This window comes from Polymorphospora sp. NPDC050346, assembly GCF_040655695.1.
GTDB classification, from domain to species: Bacteria; Actinomycetota; Actinomycetes; order Mycobacteriales; family Micromonosporaceae; genus Polymorphospora; species Polymorphospora lycopeni.
In genome coordinates this window covers 68,041-85,128 of the sequence record NZ_JBFAKM010000038.1, presented here as the reverse complement: position 1 = coordinate 85,128, position 17,088 = coordinate 68,041, and the positions used below count along the sequence as shown (strand labels likewise).

General features: G+C 70.4%; 23 protein-coding genes. 12 read left to right on the top strand and 11 right to left on the bottom strand.

Annotated features, from left to right (window positions below; translation table 11 throughout):
* Positions 1–86: 86 nt before the first annotated feature.
* The 5 genes from AB0I42_RS30005 to AB0I42_RS29985 all read right to left on the bottom strand — a co-directional run bounded on the left by AB0I42_RS30005 (position 87) and on the right by AB0I42_RS29985 (position 3,888).
* Positions 87–959, bottom strand: a complete 873-nt coding sequence (locus AB0I42_RS30005; protein WP_357542503.1) for a hypothetical protein — start codon at positions 957–959, stop codon at positions 87–89.
* 175 nt (positions 960–1,134) lie between these two features.
* On the bottom strand, positions 1,135–1,581 hold the full coding sequence (locus AB0I42_RS30000) for a DUF5980 family protein (protein ID WP_357542501.1): 447 nt from the start codon (positions 1,579–1,581) through the stop codon (positions 1,135–1,137).
* Between the two features lie 107 nt (positions 1,582–1,688).
* Entirely contained in the window at positions 1,689–2,834 is a 1,146-nt protein-coding gene (locus AB0I42_RS29995) for a DUF6596 domain-containing protein (RefSeq protein WP_357542499.1), read from the bottom strand.
* On the bottom strand, positions 2,831–3,238 hold the full coding sequence (locus tag AB0I42_RS29990) for a YciI family protein (RefSeq protein ID WP_357542497.1): 408 nt from the start codon (positions 3,236–3,238) through the stop codon (positions 2,831–2,833). Before AB0I42_RS29990 ends, AB0I42_RS29995 begins: the two co-directional genes overlap by 4 nt.
* Before the next feature lie 227 nt (positions 3,239–3,465).
* Complete coding sequence (locus AB0I42_RS29985) at positions 3,466–3,888, bottom strand: hypothetical protein (RefSeq protein ID WP_357542495.1); 423 nt, start codon at positions 3,886–3,888, stop codon at positions 3,466–3,468.
* Between the two features lie 384 nt (positions 3,889–4,272).
* On the opposite strand from AB0I42_RS29985, the gene AB0I42_RS29980 reads away from it, so the two are divergent.
* Positions 4,273–4,737, top strand: coding sequence for an SRPBCC domain-containing protein (locus tag AB0I42_RS29980; protein ID WP_357542493.1), 465 nt, complete (start codon positions 4,273–4,275; stop codon positions 4,735–4,737).
* The gene (locus tag AB0I42_RS29975) at positions 4,718–5,038 is read left to right on the top strand and encodes a metalloregulator ArsR/SmtB family transcription factor (RefSeq protein ID WP_357542509.1); all 321 of its coding nucleotides are present in this window, start codon (positions 4,718–4,720) and stop codon (positions 5,036–5,038) included. The genes AB0I42_RS29980 and AB0I42_RS29975 overlap by 20 nt, the downstream gene beginning before the upstream one ends.
* A 24-nt stretch (positions 5,039–5,062) precedes the next feature.
* On the opposite strand, the gene AB0I42_RS29970 is transcribed toward AB0I42_RS29975, so the two are convergent.
* Positions 5,063–5,524, bottom strand: coding sequence for a hypothetical protein (locus AB0I42_RS29970; RefSeq protein ID WP_357542491.1), 462 nt, complete (start codon positions 5,522–5,524; stop codon positions 5,063–5,065).
* 184 nt (positions 5,525–5,708) lie between these two features.
* On the opposite strand from AB0I42_RS29970, the gene AB0I42_RS29965 reads away from it, so the two are divergent.
* Positions 5,709–6,578 (top strand): AraC family transcriptional regulator, encoded by an 870-nt coding sequence (locus tag AB0I42_RS29965; RefSeq protein WP_357542488.1) that lies wholly within the window; start codon positions 5,709–5,711, stop codon positions 6,576–6,578.
* Between the two features lie 129 nt (positions 6,579–6,707).
* Here the strand turns inward: AB0I42_RS29965 and AB0I42_RS29960 are convergent, their stop codons facing one another.
* The gene (locus tag AB0I42_RS29960) at positions 6,708–7,424 is read right to left on the bottom strand and encodes an SDR family oxidoreductase (protein ID WP_357542486.1); all 717 of its coding nucleotides are present in this window, start codon (positions 7,422–7,424) and stop codon (positions 6,708–6,710) included.
* A 141-nt stretch (positions 7,425–7,565) separates the two neighbouring features.
* Between AB0I42_RS29960 and AB0I42_RS29955 the strand changes: the two genes are divergently transcribed.
* The 8 genes from AB0I42_RS29955 (at position 7,566) to AB0I42_RS29920 (ending at position 11,824) form a co-directional block, all read left to right on the top strand.
* Positions 7,566–8,189, top strand: coding sequence for a class I SAM-dependent methyltransferase (locus tag AB0I42_RS29955; protein WP_357542484.1), 624 nt, complete (start codon positions 7,566–7,568; stop codon positions 8,187–8,189).
* A 131-nt stretch (positions 8,190–8,320) separates the two neighbouring features.
* Positions 8,321–8,629 (top strand): hypothetical protein, encoded by a 309-nt coding sequence (locus tag AB0I42_RS29950; protein WP_357542482.1) that lies wholly within the window; start codon positions 8,321–8,323, stop codon positions 8,627–8,629.
* Complete coding sequence (locus AB0I42_RS29945) at positions 8,626–8,775, top strand: hypothetical protein (protein ID WP_357542480.1); 150 nt, start codon at positions 8,626–8,628, stop codon at positions 8,773–8,775. Before AB0I42_RS29950 ends, AB0I42_RS29945 begins: the two co-directional genes overlap by 4 nt.
* Entirely contained in the window at positions 8,769–9,758 is a 990-nt protein-coding gene (locus tag AB0I42_RS29940; protein WP_357542478.1) for a hypothetical protein, read from the top strand. Before AB0I42_RS29945 ends, AB0I42_RS29940 begins: the two co-directional genes overlap by 7 nt.
* Positions 9,759–9,962: 204 nt before the next feature.
* Complete coding sequence (locus AB0I42_RS29935) at positions 9,963–10,259, top strand: hypothetical protein (RefSeq protein WP_357542476.1); 297 nt, start codon at positions 9,963–9,965, stop codon at positions 10,257–10,259.
* A gap of 91 nt (positions 10,260–10,350) precedes the next feature.
* The gene (locus AB0I42_RS29930; RefSeq protein ID WP_357542474.1) at positions 10,351–10,761 is read left to right on the top strand and encodes an NUDIX domain-containing protein; all 411 of its coding nucleotides are present in this window, start codon (positions 10,351–10,353) and stop codon (positions 10,759–10,761) included.
* Between the two features lie 122 nt (positions 10,762–10,883).
* A complete protein-coding gene (locus AB0I42_RS29925) occupies positions 10,884–11,264 on the top strand; it encodes a MerR family DNA-binding transcriptional regulator (RefSeq protein ID WP_357542472.1) in 381 nt (126 codons plus the stop codon).
* A complete protein-coding gene (locus AB0I42_RS29920) occupies positions 11,261–11,824 on the top strand; it encodes a putative immunity protein (protein WP_357542470.1) in 564 nt (187 codons plus the stop codon). Before AB0I42_RS29925 ends, AB0I42_RS29920 begins: the two co-directional genes overlap by 4 nt.
* Before the next feature lie 18 nt (positions 11,825–11,842).
* Here the strand turns inward: AB0I42_RS29920 and AB0I42_RS29915 are convergent, their stop codons facing one another.
* Together AB0I42_RS29915 and AB0I42_RS29910 are read right to left on the bottom strand one after the other, a co-directional pair.
* Positions 11,843–12,505 carry a response regulator transcription factor gene (locus AB0I42_RS29915; RefSeq protein WP_357542468.1) on the bottom strand — a complete coding sequence of 221 codons (663 nt, stop codon included), beginning with the start codon at positions 12,503–12,505 and terminating at the stop codon, positions 11,843–11,845.
* Entirely contained in the window at positions 12,502–13,626 is a 1,125-nt protein-coding gene (locus tag AB0I42_RS29910) for a histidine kinase (RefSeq protein ID WP_357542466.1), read from the bottom strand. Before AB0I42_RS29910 ends, AB0I42_RS29915 begins: the two co-directional genes overlap by 4 nt.
* A gap of 232 nt (positions 13,627–13,858) precedes the next feature.
* On the opposite strand from AB0I42_RS29910, the gene AB0I42_RS29905 reads away from it, so the two are divergent.
* Entirely contained in the window at positions 13,859–14,212 is a 354-nt protein-coding gene (locus AB0I42_RS29905; RefSeq protein WP_357542464.1) for a DUF6223 family protein, read from the top strand.
* A gap of 36 nt (positions 14,213–14,248) precedes the next feature.
* On the opposite strand, the gene AB0I42_RS29900 is transcribed toward AB0I42_RS29905, so the two are convergent.
* On the bottom strand, positions 14,249–14,911 hold the full coding sequence (locus AB0I42_RS29900) for a response regulator transcription factor (RefSeq protein ID WP_357542462.1): 663 nt from the start codon (positions 14,909–14,911) through the stop codon (positions 14,249–14,251).
* 8 nt (positions 14,912–14,919) lie between these two features.
* Entirely contained in the window at positions 14,920–16,917 is a 1,998-nt protein-coding gene (locus tag AB0I42_RS29895; RefSeq protein WP_357542460.1) for a histidine kinase, read from the bottom strand.
* Positions 16,918–17,088: the final 171 nt, after the last annotated feature.

Below are 17,088 nucleotides of genomic sequence, written 5' to 3'. Positions count from 1 at the left end.
GGCACGAAGCCAGTCAGGCGAAGGGTCACGCCCACTACCGCCAGCATCAGCTCACCACTGATGAACCGACCCCGCCATGCTCACAGTCAGTCGAGGACGTCGGCGAGACGGGACTTCTGCGCCCCGTCGGAGAAGAACGGGCGCAGCCTGACGGATTCGTCGCCGGCCATGGCGAGGAACTGGGTGAGCGAGACCCGGATCTCGACGTTGCCGTAGTTCGGATCCTTGTAGGAGACGACCCTGGTCTTCGGGTCGTACGCCTGGAGCAGCACGGCATGGACCGTCGGCTCCATCTCGTCGACCGCCCGTCCGGTGCAGTCCAGGACGTCGCCCAGGTCGGTGCTCCGGAGCTTGAACCGGCGCCGGATGCCGGCGTACGCGGGCACACTCTGCTCGCACAGGGCCACGTGCGCGTCGTCGGCCGCCTGGCCACCGCCGATCTCGGACCAGCCGGTATTGAGCAGGGCGGCGACTTCGTTGGTGTCCTGGGCGGCCAACTGGACCAGCTTCACCGCCCGCTGGTGCGCCTGGTGGTATTCGGCGACGACGTACGGGACCTCGTAGCGGCCAGGGTCGGGCAGCAGGACGTCGACCGAACCGGTCGAGCCGAGTATGTCGCGGGCGTACCGCGCCACGACCGTCCGGTCGATGAGGCTGCGGTCGTGGTGGCCACCCGGGCCGGCGTCCCACAGAAGCAGCTTCCTCACCAGGGCGTCGAGGTTCTGCTCCGTCAGCCGGAGAGCGAGGGTACGCCGGTTCGGCTTCGGCGCCGGGTGAACCTTCATCGCCTCCTCGACGGCGTCGCTGCTCGGGTACGAGTTCATGACCGCCCGCAGGTAGCGGGTCCCCTTTCCCCTGGCGTGCGCGACCGCCTCGACGACGAAGAGCCAGCAGGAGGGGCCCTGCTGCACGAGCAGTTCGGTGGCTACGGCGGGGAATGCCTGCAGTGGAGATGTCATGGTGTCGTACCTCATCCGTGGTCTCGGCGCGGAGTGTCGACAACATGAGGGTCCCGGTCATGCCGGGGATACGACGGCTAGCCGACAGTGGCGGCCGGCGGCCGCCATGCCGGCCGCCGGGCCTTGCCGTGAGGGCTTGTCGTGGGGCCTTGCCTCGCGGCCGATCCGCTGGAGCTCAGGCGCAGCCCCAGGTCTCCTGCACCTGGATCGTGACCGGGACGCTCTGCGTCTGCACCCCGTCCGACGCCGTCAGCTCCGGCCGGTACACCCCGAACGGTAGCGGCGGCAGGGTCATCGCGATCAGGTTGAGCGCGTTGTGGCCGTCGCTCGAACCGGGCGGGATCGGCGGATGCGGCAGGCTCGTGGTCGTGCCCGAGGGCAGGTTGCGCGCTCCGACCTCGATGGGCGTCGACCACTCCCCGTCGATGGTGATCCAGAAGTAGGTCCACCAGGACTGGCCGGCTGGAATGCAGATACGCTGCCCGATGTCCGTCAGCCGCCAACTGGCCGCCGACGTGGTGGTATCCGCGGCAGCGGCCGGCTGGCCGCCGATCAGCGCAAGCACCAGCGTCATGAACAGCCCGAGCGCCACCTGAGCGGTGCCAGAGGTGGATCGCAACATCGGAGCCTCCCGAAGCTCGTTTGACGGACGGCGATCACCGGATTACCTATTCGAATCGCCATTCGTCAATACGATAGCCCACCGCACGGTTCCGGAGGAATGGCCGCTCAACCGCGCAGTTGCGCGTTGAGGCGGGCGGCCTGTCGGGTCAGGTGATCCCGTTCGGGGATGTTGGGCGCGGATCGGGCGGCTTGGGCGTAGAGCCCTGCCGCGGTCACTGGATCACCATCACGCTCGTGCAGGTATGCCGCGACGGCGGCGTGCCGTGGCAGGGAGGGGTCGAGTCCCGCCAGGGCGGCCAGGCCGGCCCGCGGGCCGTCGGCCTCGCCGACCGCGACGGCCCGGTTGAGGCGGGCCACCGGGCTGTCGGTGAGGCGCACCAGTTCGTCGTACCACTCGACGATCTGTACCCAGTCGGTCTCCTCGGCCGTCCGGGCGTCGGCGTGGAGCGCGGCGACGGCCGCCTGGGTCTGGAACTCGCCCAGGCGGTCGCGGGCGAGGGCGGCCTGGAGCATGTCGATGCCCTCGACGATCAGTCGGGTGTTCCACCGGCTGCGGTCCTGCTCGGCGAGTGGCACGAGCCGGCCGTCGGGGCCGGTGCGTGCCGGGCGCCGCGCGTGGTGCAGCAGCATGAGCGCCAGCAGGCCCGTGACCTCCTCGTCGTTGGCCCTGGCCGCCAGTTGGCGGGTGAGCCGGATGGCCTCGGCGGCGAGGTCGACGTCGCCGGAGTAGCCCTCGTTGAAGACCAGGTAGAGCACGCGCAGCACCGTGGCGACGTCGCCGGGCTGGTCGAACCGGACGCCGGAGACGGTCCGCTTGGCCCTGCTGATCCGCTGGGCCATGGTCGCCTCCGGGACAAGGTAGGCCTGCGCGATCTGTCGGGTGGTCAGACCGCCGACCGCGCGCAGCGTGAGCGCGACGGCCGAGGCCGGTGTCAGGGACGGGTGCGCGCACAGGAAGTACAGCGCGAGCGTGTCGTCCACCGCCTCGCCCGGGGCGGGCATCGGCTCGGCCTCGACCAGCTCCTCGCGCCGCCGCCGGGAGGCATCGGCGCGGACGGCGTCGAGGAACTTGCGCCAGGCCACCGTGACCAGCCAGCCCTTGGGATCGCGCGGCGAGTCGTCCGGCCACCCGCGTACGGCTTCGACCAGGGCGTCCTGCACGGCGTCCTCGGCCGTCGCGAAGTCGGCTCCGCGACGGACGAGAACACCGATCACCGCGGGCACCAGCTCCCGCAGCAGCGACTCGTTCACTCGGTGGCGGTGGACTGCACACCGTAGAACGGGCGCACCTCGAGCCACTCGTGGATCGGCTTGCCACCCGCCCCCGGAGCCGCGGACAGCTCGCCGGCCAACTCCAACGCGCGCTCGTAGGTCTCCACGTCGATCACCATCCAACCGGCGATCAGGTCCTTGGTCTCCGCGAACGGGCCGTCCGTGACCGGCGGCCGCCCCTCGCCGTCGTAACGGACGAACGTGCCCTCCGGGGAGAGCGCCTGGCCGTCGACGAACTCGCCGGTGCCCTCCAGCCGAGCGGCGAAGTCACGCATGTACCGGATGTGCGCGTCGACCTCGTCCGGCGTCCACTGGTCCATCGGCACGTCGTTGACCGCCGCGGGCGCGCCACGGTAGTGCTTGAGCAGCAGGTACTTGGCCATCATGTTCTCCTCGATGCGGTACGGCCATTGTGGCCGAGTTCGCACCGGGGACGGAGCCGGGCGCGCGTTCTCGACATCCCACCGAGAAATTTTTCGCGCGGCTTCCGCGCCGGTCCATCGCGTGGCGCTCAGCCGGTCGGCCCGGCGCACCGCCCCGGTCGAGGCGGTGCGCCGGTGACGCCGGTGGCGGTGCGACTCCGGAGCGCCCCGGCCGCAGCCGTTGCCCGTCAGAGGAGCAGGTAGCCGAGCAGTCCTTCGGGCCGCTGGCCCTCGCAGTTCGGATCGACGGAGTCGAAGTGCTCCCCGTTGCTGCGGACCAGGCACCGGTAGAACGCCCGGTTGGGTGCTGCCGGCGGGGCACTGTAGGCGTAGCCGATCTCTCCGAGTCTGGACCATCCCTCGCAGTTGAACTGGGGTGAGGTGAACCGGTCTGAGCCCTTCGCGCACTGGAAGAGCGGGTGGGTGCCGGCCGTCCAGGTGGTGTGGATCTGCCCGAGGACGAACTCGGCCTGGTAGCCCTCGCCGGGGTGGAAGATGGAACTCGTGTGGTCGCGCCTCAGCCACCAGTACCGGCTGAGCGGCGCAGTGTCGGCCAGCAGCAGGCGCTCCTGCGAACCGGTGCCCGAACCGCTGTCGGCGACAGCGCCCATTTGCCCGACACCTCGCCCCTCCCCCATGGCCGTCGCCGGTGCCGCGACTCCTGTCGTCAGAACGGTCGCCGCGATCACCGACACGACCAGTCCAGCCATACGTCGTCCGTGTGTCAAAAGAGAATCCATGGCCGCAAATTGTTCAGATCAATTTCATGACTGTCAATGCGTTCGCATTCTTTCAATAATCGTTAAACGGGACTTTGGCGGCGCGTCCAGGATGAATGCGCGCGGTCGCGCCACAGGAGGCCGCACGTTGCCGGCAGCGGAGAGGTTCGTCGTTCAACCCAGGACGCGACAGCCAGAAGTGCAACCCTCGGGTTGCACTTACCCGGGCGCATGTGTAACCTCCGGGTGACACTACCGATCAGGAAACGAGGCGTCGTGGACCGTATCCAGCGCGAAATCTCCATCAACGCCACAGTCGAGCGAGTGTGGGAGCTGATCACGCAGGCCGAGCACATCCAGGTCTGGTTCGCCTTCGATGGCGCGCAGGTCGACCTACGCCCGGGCGGGACACTCGTCCACACCTGGAAAGAGCACGGCTCCTTCCGCGGCGTCATCGAGCGGATCGACCCGCCCACGGTCTTCTCCTACCGGTACTCGTCGGTGCCGGACGAGGAGCCCCGACCGGGATACCAGACCCTGGTGACGTTCAACCTTGCCGCCGACGGCGACGGCACCCGCCTCACTGTCGTCGAGAGCGGGTTCGACGAACTGGCCATGGACACCGAGCAGCGGCGCATCCACATCCAGGGCACGGCCGACGGATGGTCCGGCGGCCTGTCGGCGTTGCAGGAGCACGCGGCTATGGTCAGCGCCCGTGACGATGCCCCGACCACGAACTGAGGTGCTGGCGGCACTGGCCGACCCCACCCGCTGGCACGTTCTGCAACTGCTCGCAGAACGAGGCGAGCAGACGGCCACCCGGCTGGCCGGCTCGCTACCGGTCAGCCGACCGGCGGTGATCAAACACCTCATCACACTGCAGCAGCACGAACTGGTATCCAGTCGCCGACTCGGGCGTGAGGTGCTCTACAGCGCGAACCCGTCCCGACTGATCGAGACCGCACAGTGGATGTCAGCCGTCGCGACCACCTGGCAGGCCAGCCTCCTGAGACTCAAGGCGCTGGCGGAAGACACCGGGTAACGCCGCCAGCGGCAGGCGTCGGGGTCAGGTGTCGTACAAGCCGTCCCAGGGCGGGGCGAAACCGAGGCCGTCGGGGAGAAACTCGGCATGGTCCCGTCCGTCGTGGGGTTCGGACTGGTCGACGAGTCCGAAGACGTGTCCGCCTACCTCGACCTGGAACGGTTTGATGCTGATGTCGCCGAAGACGCGTCCGGGTAGAGCGTCGAGCCAGCCGGCGAGGCAGCTTCGGGCTTTCTCGACCGAGTCGTCTCTGTGCTCACCGGTGCCGGCGAACCAGATCTGCGAGTCGATGTGGCCGCCCTGGTCGTCGAACCGGTGCAGTACCGCGTACCACCGTTTGAAGCGGTGCCAGTCGGGGTTGCGCGCCGCGCCGTCTTCGAGGGTCGCCGTGACGGAGCCGAAGAACAGCCCACCGTCATACCGGCCGATGGTGTCGGTGCGATAGTCGGGCTCGTACGCGATCGGCACACGGTCGGGAATCGCCATGGTCGACAGGCTAGTGTCACGGTCCGACAGTCCTTTCCCACTCGAAGTAAGGGCATCGAGGTCGCCGACGTCCGTGCCCGGCGCGGACGACGCCGCACCGTCCAGGCACCTGATCGAACCGGACCGCGGCGGTCGGGCGCCGCCGGCGGTCCTTCGGCCAGGCTTGACGTCGAAGGGAGGCCTCGTGATCGCGGCACTCAACCGGCTGATCGACCTTGTCGAGAAGCACCTCACCGGCGAGTTCGACGTCAGCGGACTGGCCATGACGCTCGGCACGACCGAATACCACCTGCGCCGGATGTTCTCGTCGTTGGCCGGTATGCCGTTGTCGGAGTACGTACGCCGGCGCCGCATGACCGTCGCCGCCGCCGACGTCGTCAAGGGCGAGGACGATCTGCTGAGCATCGCCGTACGGCACGGGTACGGCTCGACCGAGGCGTTCGGACGGGCGTTCCGGGCCGTCCACGGCGCCGGCCCCGGTGACGTCCGCCGTGACGGAGGCCCCCTTCGCACACAACCACAGCTCAGGTTCCGCCTGACCGTCGAAGGGAGCATCCCCATGGACACCCGCATCGTCGACCGCCCCGCGTTCCGGCTCGTCGGACACGCCGCCCGGGTTCCGCTGATCCACCAGGGCATCAGCCCGCATATCCAGCAGCACATCACCGCGCTGCCGCAGGAGGAGCACCTGCGGCTCAGGGCCCTCGGCGACACCGAGCCGGCCGGCCTCCTCCAGGTCTGCGACGATGTCGACCCCGATGACATCGAGGGCAGCGAACTGACCTACCTGCACGGGGTCGCCGTCGGCCGAAACACGCCGGCACCCGACGACCTCGACGCCATCGAGGCACCTGCCGGCAGATGGGCGGTCTTCCGCACCACCGGCCCCCATCCGCAGGCCCTGCAGACGACCTGGGCCGCGACCGCGACCGAGTGGTTCCCTTCCAACCCGTGGCGGCTGCGGCCAGGTCCCTCGATCGTCGCGGTCCTCGAACGCGCGGACGACTTCAGCACCGCGACCTGCGAACTGTGGCTACCCGTAGAACCTGCGTGACCGACCCGCCCGGGACAACCCGGGCAGCATCGACGATCCGGCCGGCGCGCTCCCCGTCAGCACACTGGGAGGCGCGCCGGCCCTGTGCCGTGAACACCCGCACCCCGCCGGCTACCCGGTGGGCGGGCTTCAGCCTCGGGACGGTTGCACCTGCTCGAAATGGAACTCACGGATGAAGCAGTCCCGCGGCTGGCCGACCGCGAACAGCACGCAGTCGACGACCGAGCGTGCAGTGAGGTCGCCGCTGGCCTGCCGTGGCCCATCCTGCACGAAGTCCGGCGGGAACAGCGAGATCACCCGGATACCCTCCGGCCGGAGCCGGTGCGACAGGATCTCGGCGAGCCCGGCGTGGGCATGCTTGGCCGCGTAGAAGGCGGGATGCGCCCCGGACCGGCGATGCCCGGTCTCGCCGCAAGCGGAGATCATGTTGACGATGTCGGGTCTCGCCGACGCCCGCAACAGCGGCAGTAGATGTTTGGTCAACAGCAGGGTGCCGGTGCCACCGGCGGCCATCACGTTCTCGATCTTGTCGTCCGGGGCATGTGTGAGGTCGTCGCCCTCGATGTAGGCGGCGCCATTGTTGATCAGCACATCGATGCGCTCCGTACGGTCGGCCACGGCCGCGGCGAACGCCCGCACCGAGTCCGGCTCGGCCAGGTCGCACCGGAACGCGTCGGCCCGCCCTGGCCCGCGCTGGTTGATCACACTGGCGGCCTGTTCGGCCGCCGCCAGGTTCCGGGCCGAGAGACAGACGTACGCGCCACGGTCGGCGAAGGCCTCGGCGAGTAGTCGTCCGGTGTCACGTACGGCGCCGGTCACGGCGACCCGAAGTCCGTCGAAATTCACGCTCCGCAGTGCAGCACCTGAACCTCGGTTGACGTCAACAGGAACATGCCGGACCGGACGTCCGCTACCCGGCAGGAGCGGAAGCCGAGTGGCGCCGAACCGGATCGACGAACACCTGTCGCCTGGACCAGGGTGGTACCTGTGAACGTTCCCGATCCGACCGAAATCGTCCGACGCGGCTACGACAGCGTGTCCCACCGCTACCGTGGCGACCACGACGCCCCCGCCGAGTACGCACCATGGCTCACCGACCTGCGACGGCAACTCCCGGCCGGGGCCAGCGTGCTGGACCTCGGATGCGGCTGCGGCATCCCGGTCGCCAAGACACTTGCCGACGGCGGCCACCGGGTGACCGGCGTCGACCTCAGCGAGGTCCAGATCACGCGCGCCCGCCGACTCGTCCCCCACGCCACGTTCCTGCACGCCGATGCCACGCGGGTCGCCTTCCCCGCAGGCACGTTCGACGCGGTCGTCTGCCTCTACGCACTCATCCACATGCCGATCGACGCACAGCCCCACCTCCTCCACCGCATCGCCACCTGGCTCCGACCCGGCGGGCCGTTCCTGGCAACGACCGGAGCCCGGCAATGGACCGGAACCGAGGAGAACTGGCTCGGTGGCACCGCCACCATGTGGTGGAGCCATCCCGACGCGGCCACCTACCACACGTGGATCACCGAAGCCGGCCTGAGCGTCGAGTCCGAACACTTCGTACCCGAGGGGAACAGCGGCCACCAGCTCTTCTGGGCCCGCCGACCGCGCTGAAGGCATCTCGACACCCACGAAGACGACTCCTCGCACCCAGGTGGGCGGTACTGCGCCGCCATCGGCACCTGCCGCACCCGGACTCTTCACTCGACGTCACCGCCGACTCGCTGGTCCACACCGACGCGGCCGTGAGCGGTTCGGTTTCGCAGAAAGCGCGTAAATTACTGGTCGTGCGAACAAAAAATCGTTCGAACACCCAGGATGGTCGATCGTTCATCGAAACAGCCCGGCACGCGCAGATCGAAGGGTTCGTCCGGTACTGCGCCGAACGGCCGGCCGGGATTTTCGCCGTCGGGCAGATCGGGAACGCTGAGGGCTGGGCCACGGAGGCGCGGGAGCGGTCGATCGTCGACGTCGAGCAACTCCTACGCGGTGGTCACGACCCGGACGCACTCGCCACGACCTTCGAACTGGCCGTACGGAAGACGAAGCGATGACGGCGCATCGTTTTCCGGTCGTACCGCTCGGCTATGTCGACCACACCACCAAGGACGTGGTCAACGCCGTGAACCTCGCAGGTGCCATCACCCTGCTCCGGCTGGCCAACCGACGACCGCGCCGAGAAAGGCCGAACGCGTGCTGAAGCTGCGCGGCATCTCCTACCTCGTCGGCGAGACGCACCCGGACGATCTGCGACGAGACCTGGAGATCATCTCCCGGGACCTGCGCTGCGACACCGTGATGCTCATCAGCGGCGAGGTGCCGCGGCTGGTGGCGGCCGCCGGCCACGCGCTCGACCTCGGCCTGAACGTCTACCTGCGCCCCGATCCCACCGACCTGCCTCGGACGACGATGCTGGCGCGACTGGGCGCGGCAGCCGACGCGGCCGAACTTCTTCGTCGTGAGCACCCTGACCGCGTCACGCTCGTGGTCGGCAGCGAGTTCTCGCACACCGCGCCCGGCATCGTCCCCGGACCACGGTCGTTCCTACGGCTGCAACTGATCATCCGGTTTCGCAGTCTGATGCGACGCCGTATCGACCGACGGCTCCACACGCTGCTCGCCGACGCCGTGACCGTCGCCCGGAGTCGCTTCAACGGGCCGATCACCTATTCCGCGGCCGCCTGGGAGCGCGTCGACTGGACTCTCTTCGACGTGGTCGGGGTCAGCCTCTACCGGTCTCGCCGCAACGCCGCCACCTATGCCGATCGCGTCCACGACCTCGTTCGCCGCCACGACAGACCGGTCGTGATCACCGAGTTCGGGTGCGGTGCCTTCACCGGAGCCGAACAGCGCGGCGCGGGCTCCTTTCAAATCGTCAACTGGTTCACCGAACCGCCCCGCATCTCCGGCGACCATCCCCGCGACGAAAGCGTCCAGGCCCGCTACCTGACAGACCTCATCGACCTCTACGACACCCAGGGGGTACACGGCTGCTTCGTCTTCACGTTCGCCATGCCCGACTTTCTCCACGAGGACGATCCGCACCTTGATCTCGACAAGGCCGGCTTCGGGGTGATGGCTGCCCGATCCGATGGCACCTACCAGCGCAAACAGGCCTTCCACGCCGTCGCCGACGCCTACCGCGGAATCGCTGAGGCGGACCGAGGTGGGCCTCGCCGCTAGCGCCGGCTCGGTCCGACGGCTTCGGCGCGAGGCCTTACGCCGTACCGATAACCGCTTCTGCATTGATCGGGCACGGATCCGTATCGGATTTTCGTTGGTCGATACAGCGTGGGACGGCAACATTGACCGCGGGATCGGCCGATCGCCAGAAGGTCCTTCTGTGACAGGGGGGCCGTGGGGCAATATCAAGCTGAAGGGTTGTCGATGCGTACTGCCATACGGATCCTGGCTGGTTTGGCACTGGCCGGGATGTTGACCTTCGGTTCGGCCGTAGCCGCGCAGGCGGCCGCTCCGGAACGGCCGGCTCCGGCCGACACGGCCGTTTCCGCGCTCGGTTACTGGCAATGGTGGGACACGTTCACCTCGGTGGAAGCTCCCTCGGTCGCGCGTGGCGCCTGCATCGCGACCGGCGAGGTCGGCATGGTCCAGGGACTCTGGACGAACTACGACTGCCGGTTCAACGGCTACTACACCTACGACCTGTACGTCTACCGGCCGTAGGCGACCGGGGCCGATCCGGGCCGTCCACCGTAACCGGTGGGCGGCCCGCGTTTCGTGGTGAGAGCGCTTGTGGAAGTGGCACCCTCTTACGGTGGCCACCTACGACGTCGCACTCGTGCTGCTTGTCGATCCGTCCGGTGCGGTGCTCCTGCAGCACCGCGACGAGTACACGGCCGTCTCGCCGAATCAGTGGAGCCTGCCGGGCGGCCACATCGAGCCGGGCGAGTCACCGGAGGAGGCGGCCCGCCGGGAGCTGCTGGAAGAGACGGGTCTGACAGCGGATGAGCTGCGCCTCCTGTGGAGCGGTCCGCGCCCGTACGAGGCCGGTTTTCCGCACACCGTGACGGTCCACGCGTTCAGTGGCTCCACCAGGGCACGGCAGGAGGACGTGATACTCGGCGAAGGACAAGCCATGGTGTTCGTTCCTCGAGACGAGCTGCTCGACCGAGAGCTGGCGGTCTCCGCCGCGCTGGTCCTGTCTCTGCACCTGGAGAACAGCTGATTGTTCGGCGCGGTGGCCGTCCCACCGGATCGCGGGTGCGGGCCTTCGGCATCGGCTTGACCTCGCCCAAGGGGCCGGTTCCATGCTGGGACGGCACGGTTCGCTCGGACGCGAGGAGGACGATGAAGGACGACCTGACCGCTGGCGAGTTTCAGGCCATCACCGGCTTGTCGGCCAAGGCACTGCGCCTGTACGCCGAGCGCGGCATCCTCGTCCCGGCATCGGTCGCCCCGCACTCCGGCTACCGTCACTGCGCGTTCACAACTCCGGCACGGGATGACCGTCGATCTCCTGCGTCGCGCCCAGGTGCCCTTGTCCGAGCTGGGCTCGGCCGCCGACTTCCCGTTCGACTCGAGTTCGTCACGCAGGGCTCCGTTCACCGCGGCCCGAACCGGTTCCGGACGCCAGCGGTCGCCCATCGCTTTGAAGGTTTTGCCGCGTCATCCTACGAATATCGCGAACAAGTTTTCACCGATGGTTCAACGATACCGTTCATGGCGTGACGGTGACTGACGAGAATCTGAGGATCGAACTCACCATGGCCGAGCTGCGCGAGATCACGAGCTATGCCGTGGCCTGCGCACAGCCCGCAATGGCGATCTTCGAGCGTGAGCGCCCTGACGATCGACGCCCACGAGCCGCGGTCGACGCCGCGCGGGCGTTCGCGGAGGGAGGCAGGCGGAGCAAGGTGATCCGTGACAGTGCCTGGGCCGCGCAGCGGGCGTACCAGGAGACACGCGACGCCGGGCAGGCCGCGGCGAGCGACGCCGCACGCGCGGCCGTTGCCGCGGCCAGTGCCGCCTTCCTCCACCCGCTGGCGAAAGCGACTCAGGTCCTGCACATCCTCGGCCCGGCCGCGCACGCCGGTCGAGCCCTCGAACTCGATGCCGGCGACGACCGGAACGTCGGCGCCGACTACATCGAGAAGGCACGCGGTCTGGCCAGCCCCACCGTGATCAGTGTCCTGACGCGCTATCCGGACGCCCCGGGCGGTCGCGGCCGGGTAGGAGAACTGTTGCGGACCCTGGACACGTCGTTACGACGTCCGGCCACCGGCAGTTAGAAGGGGCGACCGCACCGATCACCGGGTTTGCGGTGTGACGAGCCCGGATTCGTAGGCGATGACGACGAGTTGCGCGCGGTCGCGGGCGTGCAGTTTGGTCATGGCGCGGTTGACGTGGGTTTTCGCGGTCACCGGACTGATCACCATTCGATCGGCGATCTCCTCGTTGGTCAGGCCCCGCGCGACGAGGACGACCGCTTCACGTTCCCGGTTGGTCAGCTCCTTCAGCGCGATGCCCGATTGCCGGACCGGCGGCTGGCTGACATACCTCTCGACGAGACGGCGGGTGATCGACGGGGCCAGCAGCACGTCGCCGCGGGCGGCGACGCGGATGGCGTGCAGGAAGTCCTCCGGTTCGATGTCCTTGACGAGGAAGCCGGCCGCTCCGGCGCGTAGGGCCCGGTAGAGGTATTCGTCCAGGCCGTAGTTGGTGAGGACGACGACGCGGACCCCGGCCAGAGCGGGGTCCGCCGCGATACGCCGGGTCGCCTCGATGCCGTCGACGTCGGGCATCTGTACGTCGATGAGCGCGATGTCGGGCAGGTGCTGGCGGGCCAGCGCCACGCCTTCGGCGCCGTCGGCGGCCTCGGCCACGACCTGGATGCCGTCCTCGGCGTCGAGCAGTGCCCGGAAGCCACGGCGGATCAGCGGCTGGTCGTCGACGAGCAGGATCCGGATCACGGCGTCCGCTCCACGGGCAGTTCGGCGTGGATGGTGAAGCCGCCGCTGTCGCGGGGTTCGGCACGCAGCCGGCCGCCGAGCGCGGTGACCCGCTCCCGCATGCCGAGCAATCCCACGCCGGGGGCCGGGGCGGAGTCCGGCGTGGCGGTGCCATCGTCGTCGACCTGCACCACGACCTTGCCGGGTAGGCAGTCGATGCGCACCGACGCGGTGGCGGCCGCGGCGTGGCGGGCGATGTTCGTCAGCGCCTCCTGCACGATCCGGTACGCGGTGCGGTCCACCGCCGCCGGTATGTCCGCGCGGTCGCCGGCGATGGTCAGGGTCGCGTCCAGGCCGGCCGTGCGGGCCCGTTGCACGAGCTGCGGTACGTGGTCCATTCCGGGTGCCGCCGTGCTGTCGTCACGTAGCGCCTCGAGCGTCGCGCGCAACTCGCGGGCGGCTTCGCGGCCCGCGTCGCGGATCGCCAGCAGTGCCTCGGGCACCGGCTCGCCCCGTTTCCGGGCCAGGTGCACGGCCACCTCCGCCTGAAGCTTGATCACCGAGATCTGGTGGGTGAGCGAATCGTGCAGTTCCCGCGCGATGTGCAGCCGTTCCTCCCCGGCCCGCCGCAGCGCGTTCTCCTCCCGGGTGCGCTCGGCCTCGTCCGCCCGGCGCTCGGCCTGCCGCAGTGCCTCACCCGCCGCGCCGGCCGCGATCAGCCAGGCCAGTTCCAGCACACCTCGGGACCGTGCGAACGCCGCGGCGGTGTCGTACGGGCCCGTGATCATCGTGACGGCGGGGAGCGCCGCCAGCATGGCCACGCTCACCGCCACGGTCACCGTGCGGCGCCCCGCCCGGACCGCCGCGTACACCGCGATCAGGTACGCCACGGCGAAGACGTCGAATCCGGCCGCCTGATACCCGAGCGCGCAGAGCCCGGTGGCGGCCAGAACCGCGACCGGTGCCCGCCGACGCCAGGCCAGCGCCAGTCCGCCGGCGGCCAGTAGCAGCAGGCCGAGCAGATCCTCGACGCCTTGTCCGCCTGTCGTATCACGGTGGCCGGACACTCCGATGGCCAGCAGGATCACCGCGACACCGGCGGCGACCAGCCAGTCCCGGGCACCGATCCGTGCGCTGCTCATGCGCGCACCCTAGCCGCACCCCGGCGCGGGCGAGTCGTACCAGCGCGGCAGTGGTCGGGTACCGCGTACGTGGTAGTCCTCCGCGACGCGCCCGCGTCCGTGGCAGCGGGATCGCCCGTACGCGGCAGCGTCGAATGTCGACGCTGGCCCGACGACACGTCCGGGGTGCGGCGGACACGATCGACGACACCACCGTCCCGTGCACCACCGTGAGGAAGCCGAGGACCGTCCCATGCTGACCGCCCACCTGCTCGCCACGTCCACCGTCGGCGCGGGTACGCCGACCACCGACCGGGTCATCGCGACCGCCGCCGCCGTCGTGGCTCTCGCCGGAGTGATCATCGGCGGCCTGGCCCTGGTCCGCCCGACCAGCCGCGCCGGTGCCGGCAGCCGAGGGGCGGTTGCCGCGCTGGTGGCCGCGGTGATCGGCGTCGTCGCCGGCGGGTTCGTGATCGTGACCGCCGACGGTGGTCCCGGGACCGGCAACGGCATCGTCGGCGGTTACGCCGCCGTGGTCCTCGGGCTGACCGGTGCCGTACTCGGCGGGTCGGCCCTGGCCCGGACCCGCCGCCCGCGAAGGGCCTGAACGGCACGCCGGACGCCCCAACGGCGTGAGGCCACGTCAGCCCCGGCCGAGGCCCTGCTCCCGGGCTCGCACTATCGCCTGGCCGCGGTCACTGACCCCGAGCTTGACCAGCACGTTCGACAGGTGGTTGCGGATCGTCTTCGGGCTGAGCGCCAACCGCTGCGCGATCACGCGGTTGTCGAGCCCGCGCGCCACATGGTCGAGGATCTCCCGTTCCCGGTCGGTCAGCTGCGGGAAGGGTGGCACCACGCCGGCTCCCCGGGTGAGGAAGCTGACCGTGCGCGTCCCGATCCCCGGTCCGAGCAGCATCTCGCCGTCGGCGACCACCCGTACCGCCCGCTCCACCTGCGGCGGTGACGCCCCCTTGAGGAGGTAGCCGGACGCGCCGGCCCGCAACGCGCCGAAGATCGAGTCGTCGTCGTCGAGCATCGTGATCACGAGTACGGCGACGGCCGGGTGCCGGGACCGGATCAGTCGCGTCGCCTCCACGCCGGAGCGGTCGCCGAGGTGCAGGTCCATGAGCACGACGTCGGGTTGGTGGGTCTCCACCAGCGCGAGTGCCGACGGCACGTCGACGGCCTCACCGACGCAGACGATCCCGTCCAGCGTCCCCAGCAGCGCGGTCATCCCGAGCCGGAACACCGGATGGTCGTCCACCACGGCGACCCGGATCACGCCGCGGTTTGGGCCGCCGGCCATCGCGGCCGTCATCGGGCGGCCGCCGGCAGGAACAGGCGCACGCGTGTCCCGGGCCGGGGATGACCGGTACGCGCCGGGCCGATCGTCAGGCCGGCACCGATCGCCTCCGCGCGTTCGCGCATCGCCCGGGTGCCGACGCCCGTGCCCGCCCCGGCGCCGATGCCGACCCCGTGGTCGGCCACGCTGACGGTCAGGCCCTCGGGCACGGCGCGGACGTCGACGCAGCAGCGGTCGACGCCGGCGTGCCGGTGGACGTTGCGGACGGCTTCCGCCACGATGCCGTACACGGCGATGGCCGCCTCCTCTCGCAGGCGCAGGTGCGGTGCGCGGACCTGGACGGTCAGCCCGGCGGCGGCATACCGCTCGCGCAGCCGATCCAGCGCCGGGCCGAGGTCACCGTCGTCGAGCACCGGTGGCAGGAGGTCGCGGGCGATCTCCCGCACCCCGGCCGCCTGGCGGTCCACCTCCGCCACCAACTGGTCGAACAGGTCGTCGGCGGCCGCGATCTCGGGCAGGTGACGATGGGCGTGCAGCATGTTGCGGCCCGCCGCCAGCGCCAGGGAGACGCCGGCGAGCGCCGGGCCGAGGCCGTCGTGCAGGTCCCGACGCAGCTTACGGCGCTCCTCGTCGCGGGCACGGGCCAGGCCCTGCCGGGACCGCTCCAGATCCCGCTGGGCGGCGGCGAGTTCGGCGAGCGCGGTCACCACCGGGGCGAGGTCGGTCAGGGCGGTGGAGGCGCGGCCGTCCAGCTTCTCGCCGGGGCGGGGCCAGGCGTGCAGCGTACCCACGGTGCGGTCCCCGTTGACCAGGGCGATCGATGTCGGCGACAGGTGGGCGGGCTCGCCGCGCAGGACGATGCGGACCTCGGCCAGCCGCAGCGACGCGGCGATCCCGTCGGCCACCGCGTCGAGCATCGGCGTGCCGCGATCGGTGTCACGCAGCCCGTCGGCGACCCGGCGGATCAGCGGCTGCCCGGTGTCGCCGTGCACCAGCCGGTCGACCCGCCGCTGCACCCACTGGCGCAGTGGCTGGAACGCCGCGGCCAGCGATGCCGTCACCACCACCTCGGGCACCGCCGAGGGGGCCGGAAGCACGGCCCGCAGGATCAGGACGCCCCCGACGTACGCCGCGATGACCAGTGCCGTCATGAGCGCCCACACCAGCGTCCGGCGGACCGCCAGATCCAGTCCCCACAGGCGCTGGCGCAGCACGACGACCAGCACCGACGCCGGGAAGAACGCCTGGGCGCCGAGCATCAGCAGCGGCGCGGCCGGGGTCGGTACCCGTACCGGCAGCAGCGGGTCGAGCGCCAGCGGCACGAAGGCCCCGGCGAGCAGCAGGGTGCCGACCGCCAGCCAACCCAGCCCGTGCCGGCGGGCCGGCGGCGCGGCGTGCCGCCGCCACAGCACCCCGGCGGCGGCGACCATCCCGAGCATCACCAGTGCCGGTTCCAGCCACGGGTCGACCGCTGCCCGGACCGCCGCCGCCGGCCCGCCCAGCGGCAGCGCCCAGGGCGCTGCGGGTACGGTGACCGCGCACAGCTGGGCCAGTACGACGAGCAGCACGCCGGCCCCGATCGTGAACCGGGCCGCCGCCCGGAGCGGACGCACCGGCAGCAGCCACGGCATCACCACGATCAACGCGTAGAAGCCCGGCACCCAGGCCCAGTAGGCGACGCCGGCCAGCGGCACCGACAGGTCCAGTTCGGGCCAGCGGTAGCGCACCATGTCCCAGGCGGCCGCGGCGGCCGAGACCGCACCACCGATGCCCGCCGCCGCCATGATCCAGGCCGCCGGGTGGGCCCGCCGCGACAGGGTCAGCCACGCCACCACGCCGTAGATCGCGCCGACCGTGAGATCGACCAGCGAGTAGAGCATCCACGGGTGCCACGGCGGCGCGGCCGCCAACCACGCGGCCACCGAACCGGCGCTGAGCACACCCGTGACGACCAGCACCGCGCGTGCCGCGACCGGGCGGGCCCGGTCGGCGGGCGGTCGTGGCTCCATGCGGTCTCCTCTTGTGGTGGGGGCGCCCCAGCTTGCCGACCGGGACGGCCCGGGCACCAGAGCCGGGCATCCCGACTGATCGGGATACGCAGTGCGGCTCCACCGTTCGCCCGAGCCGACGGTGTCCCGGCCCGCCGGGACGGTGGTCCCTGGCATCTGGGGGTGCGGCGT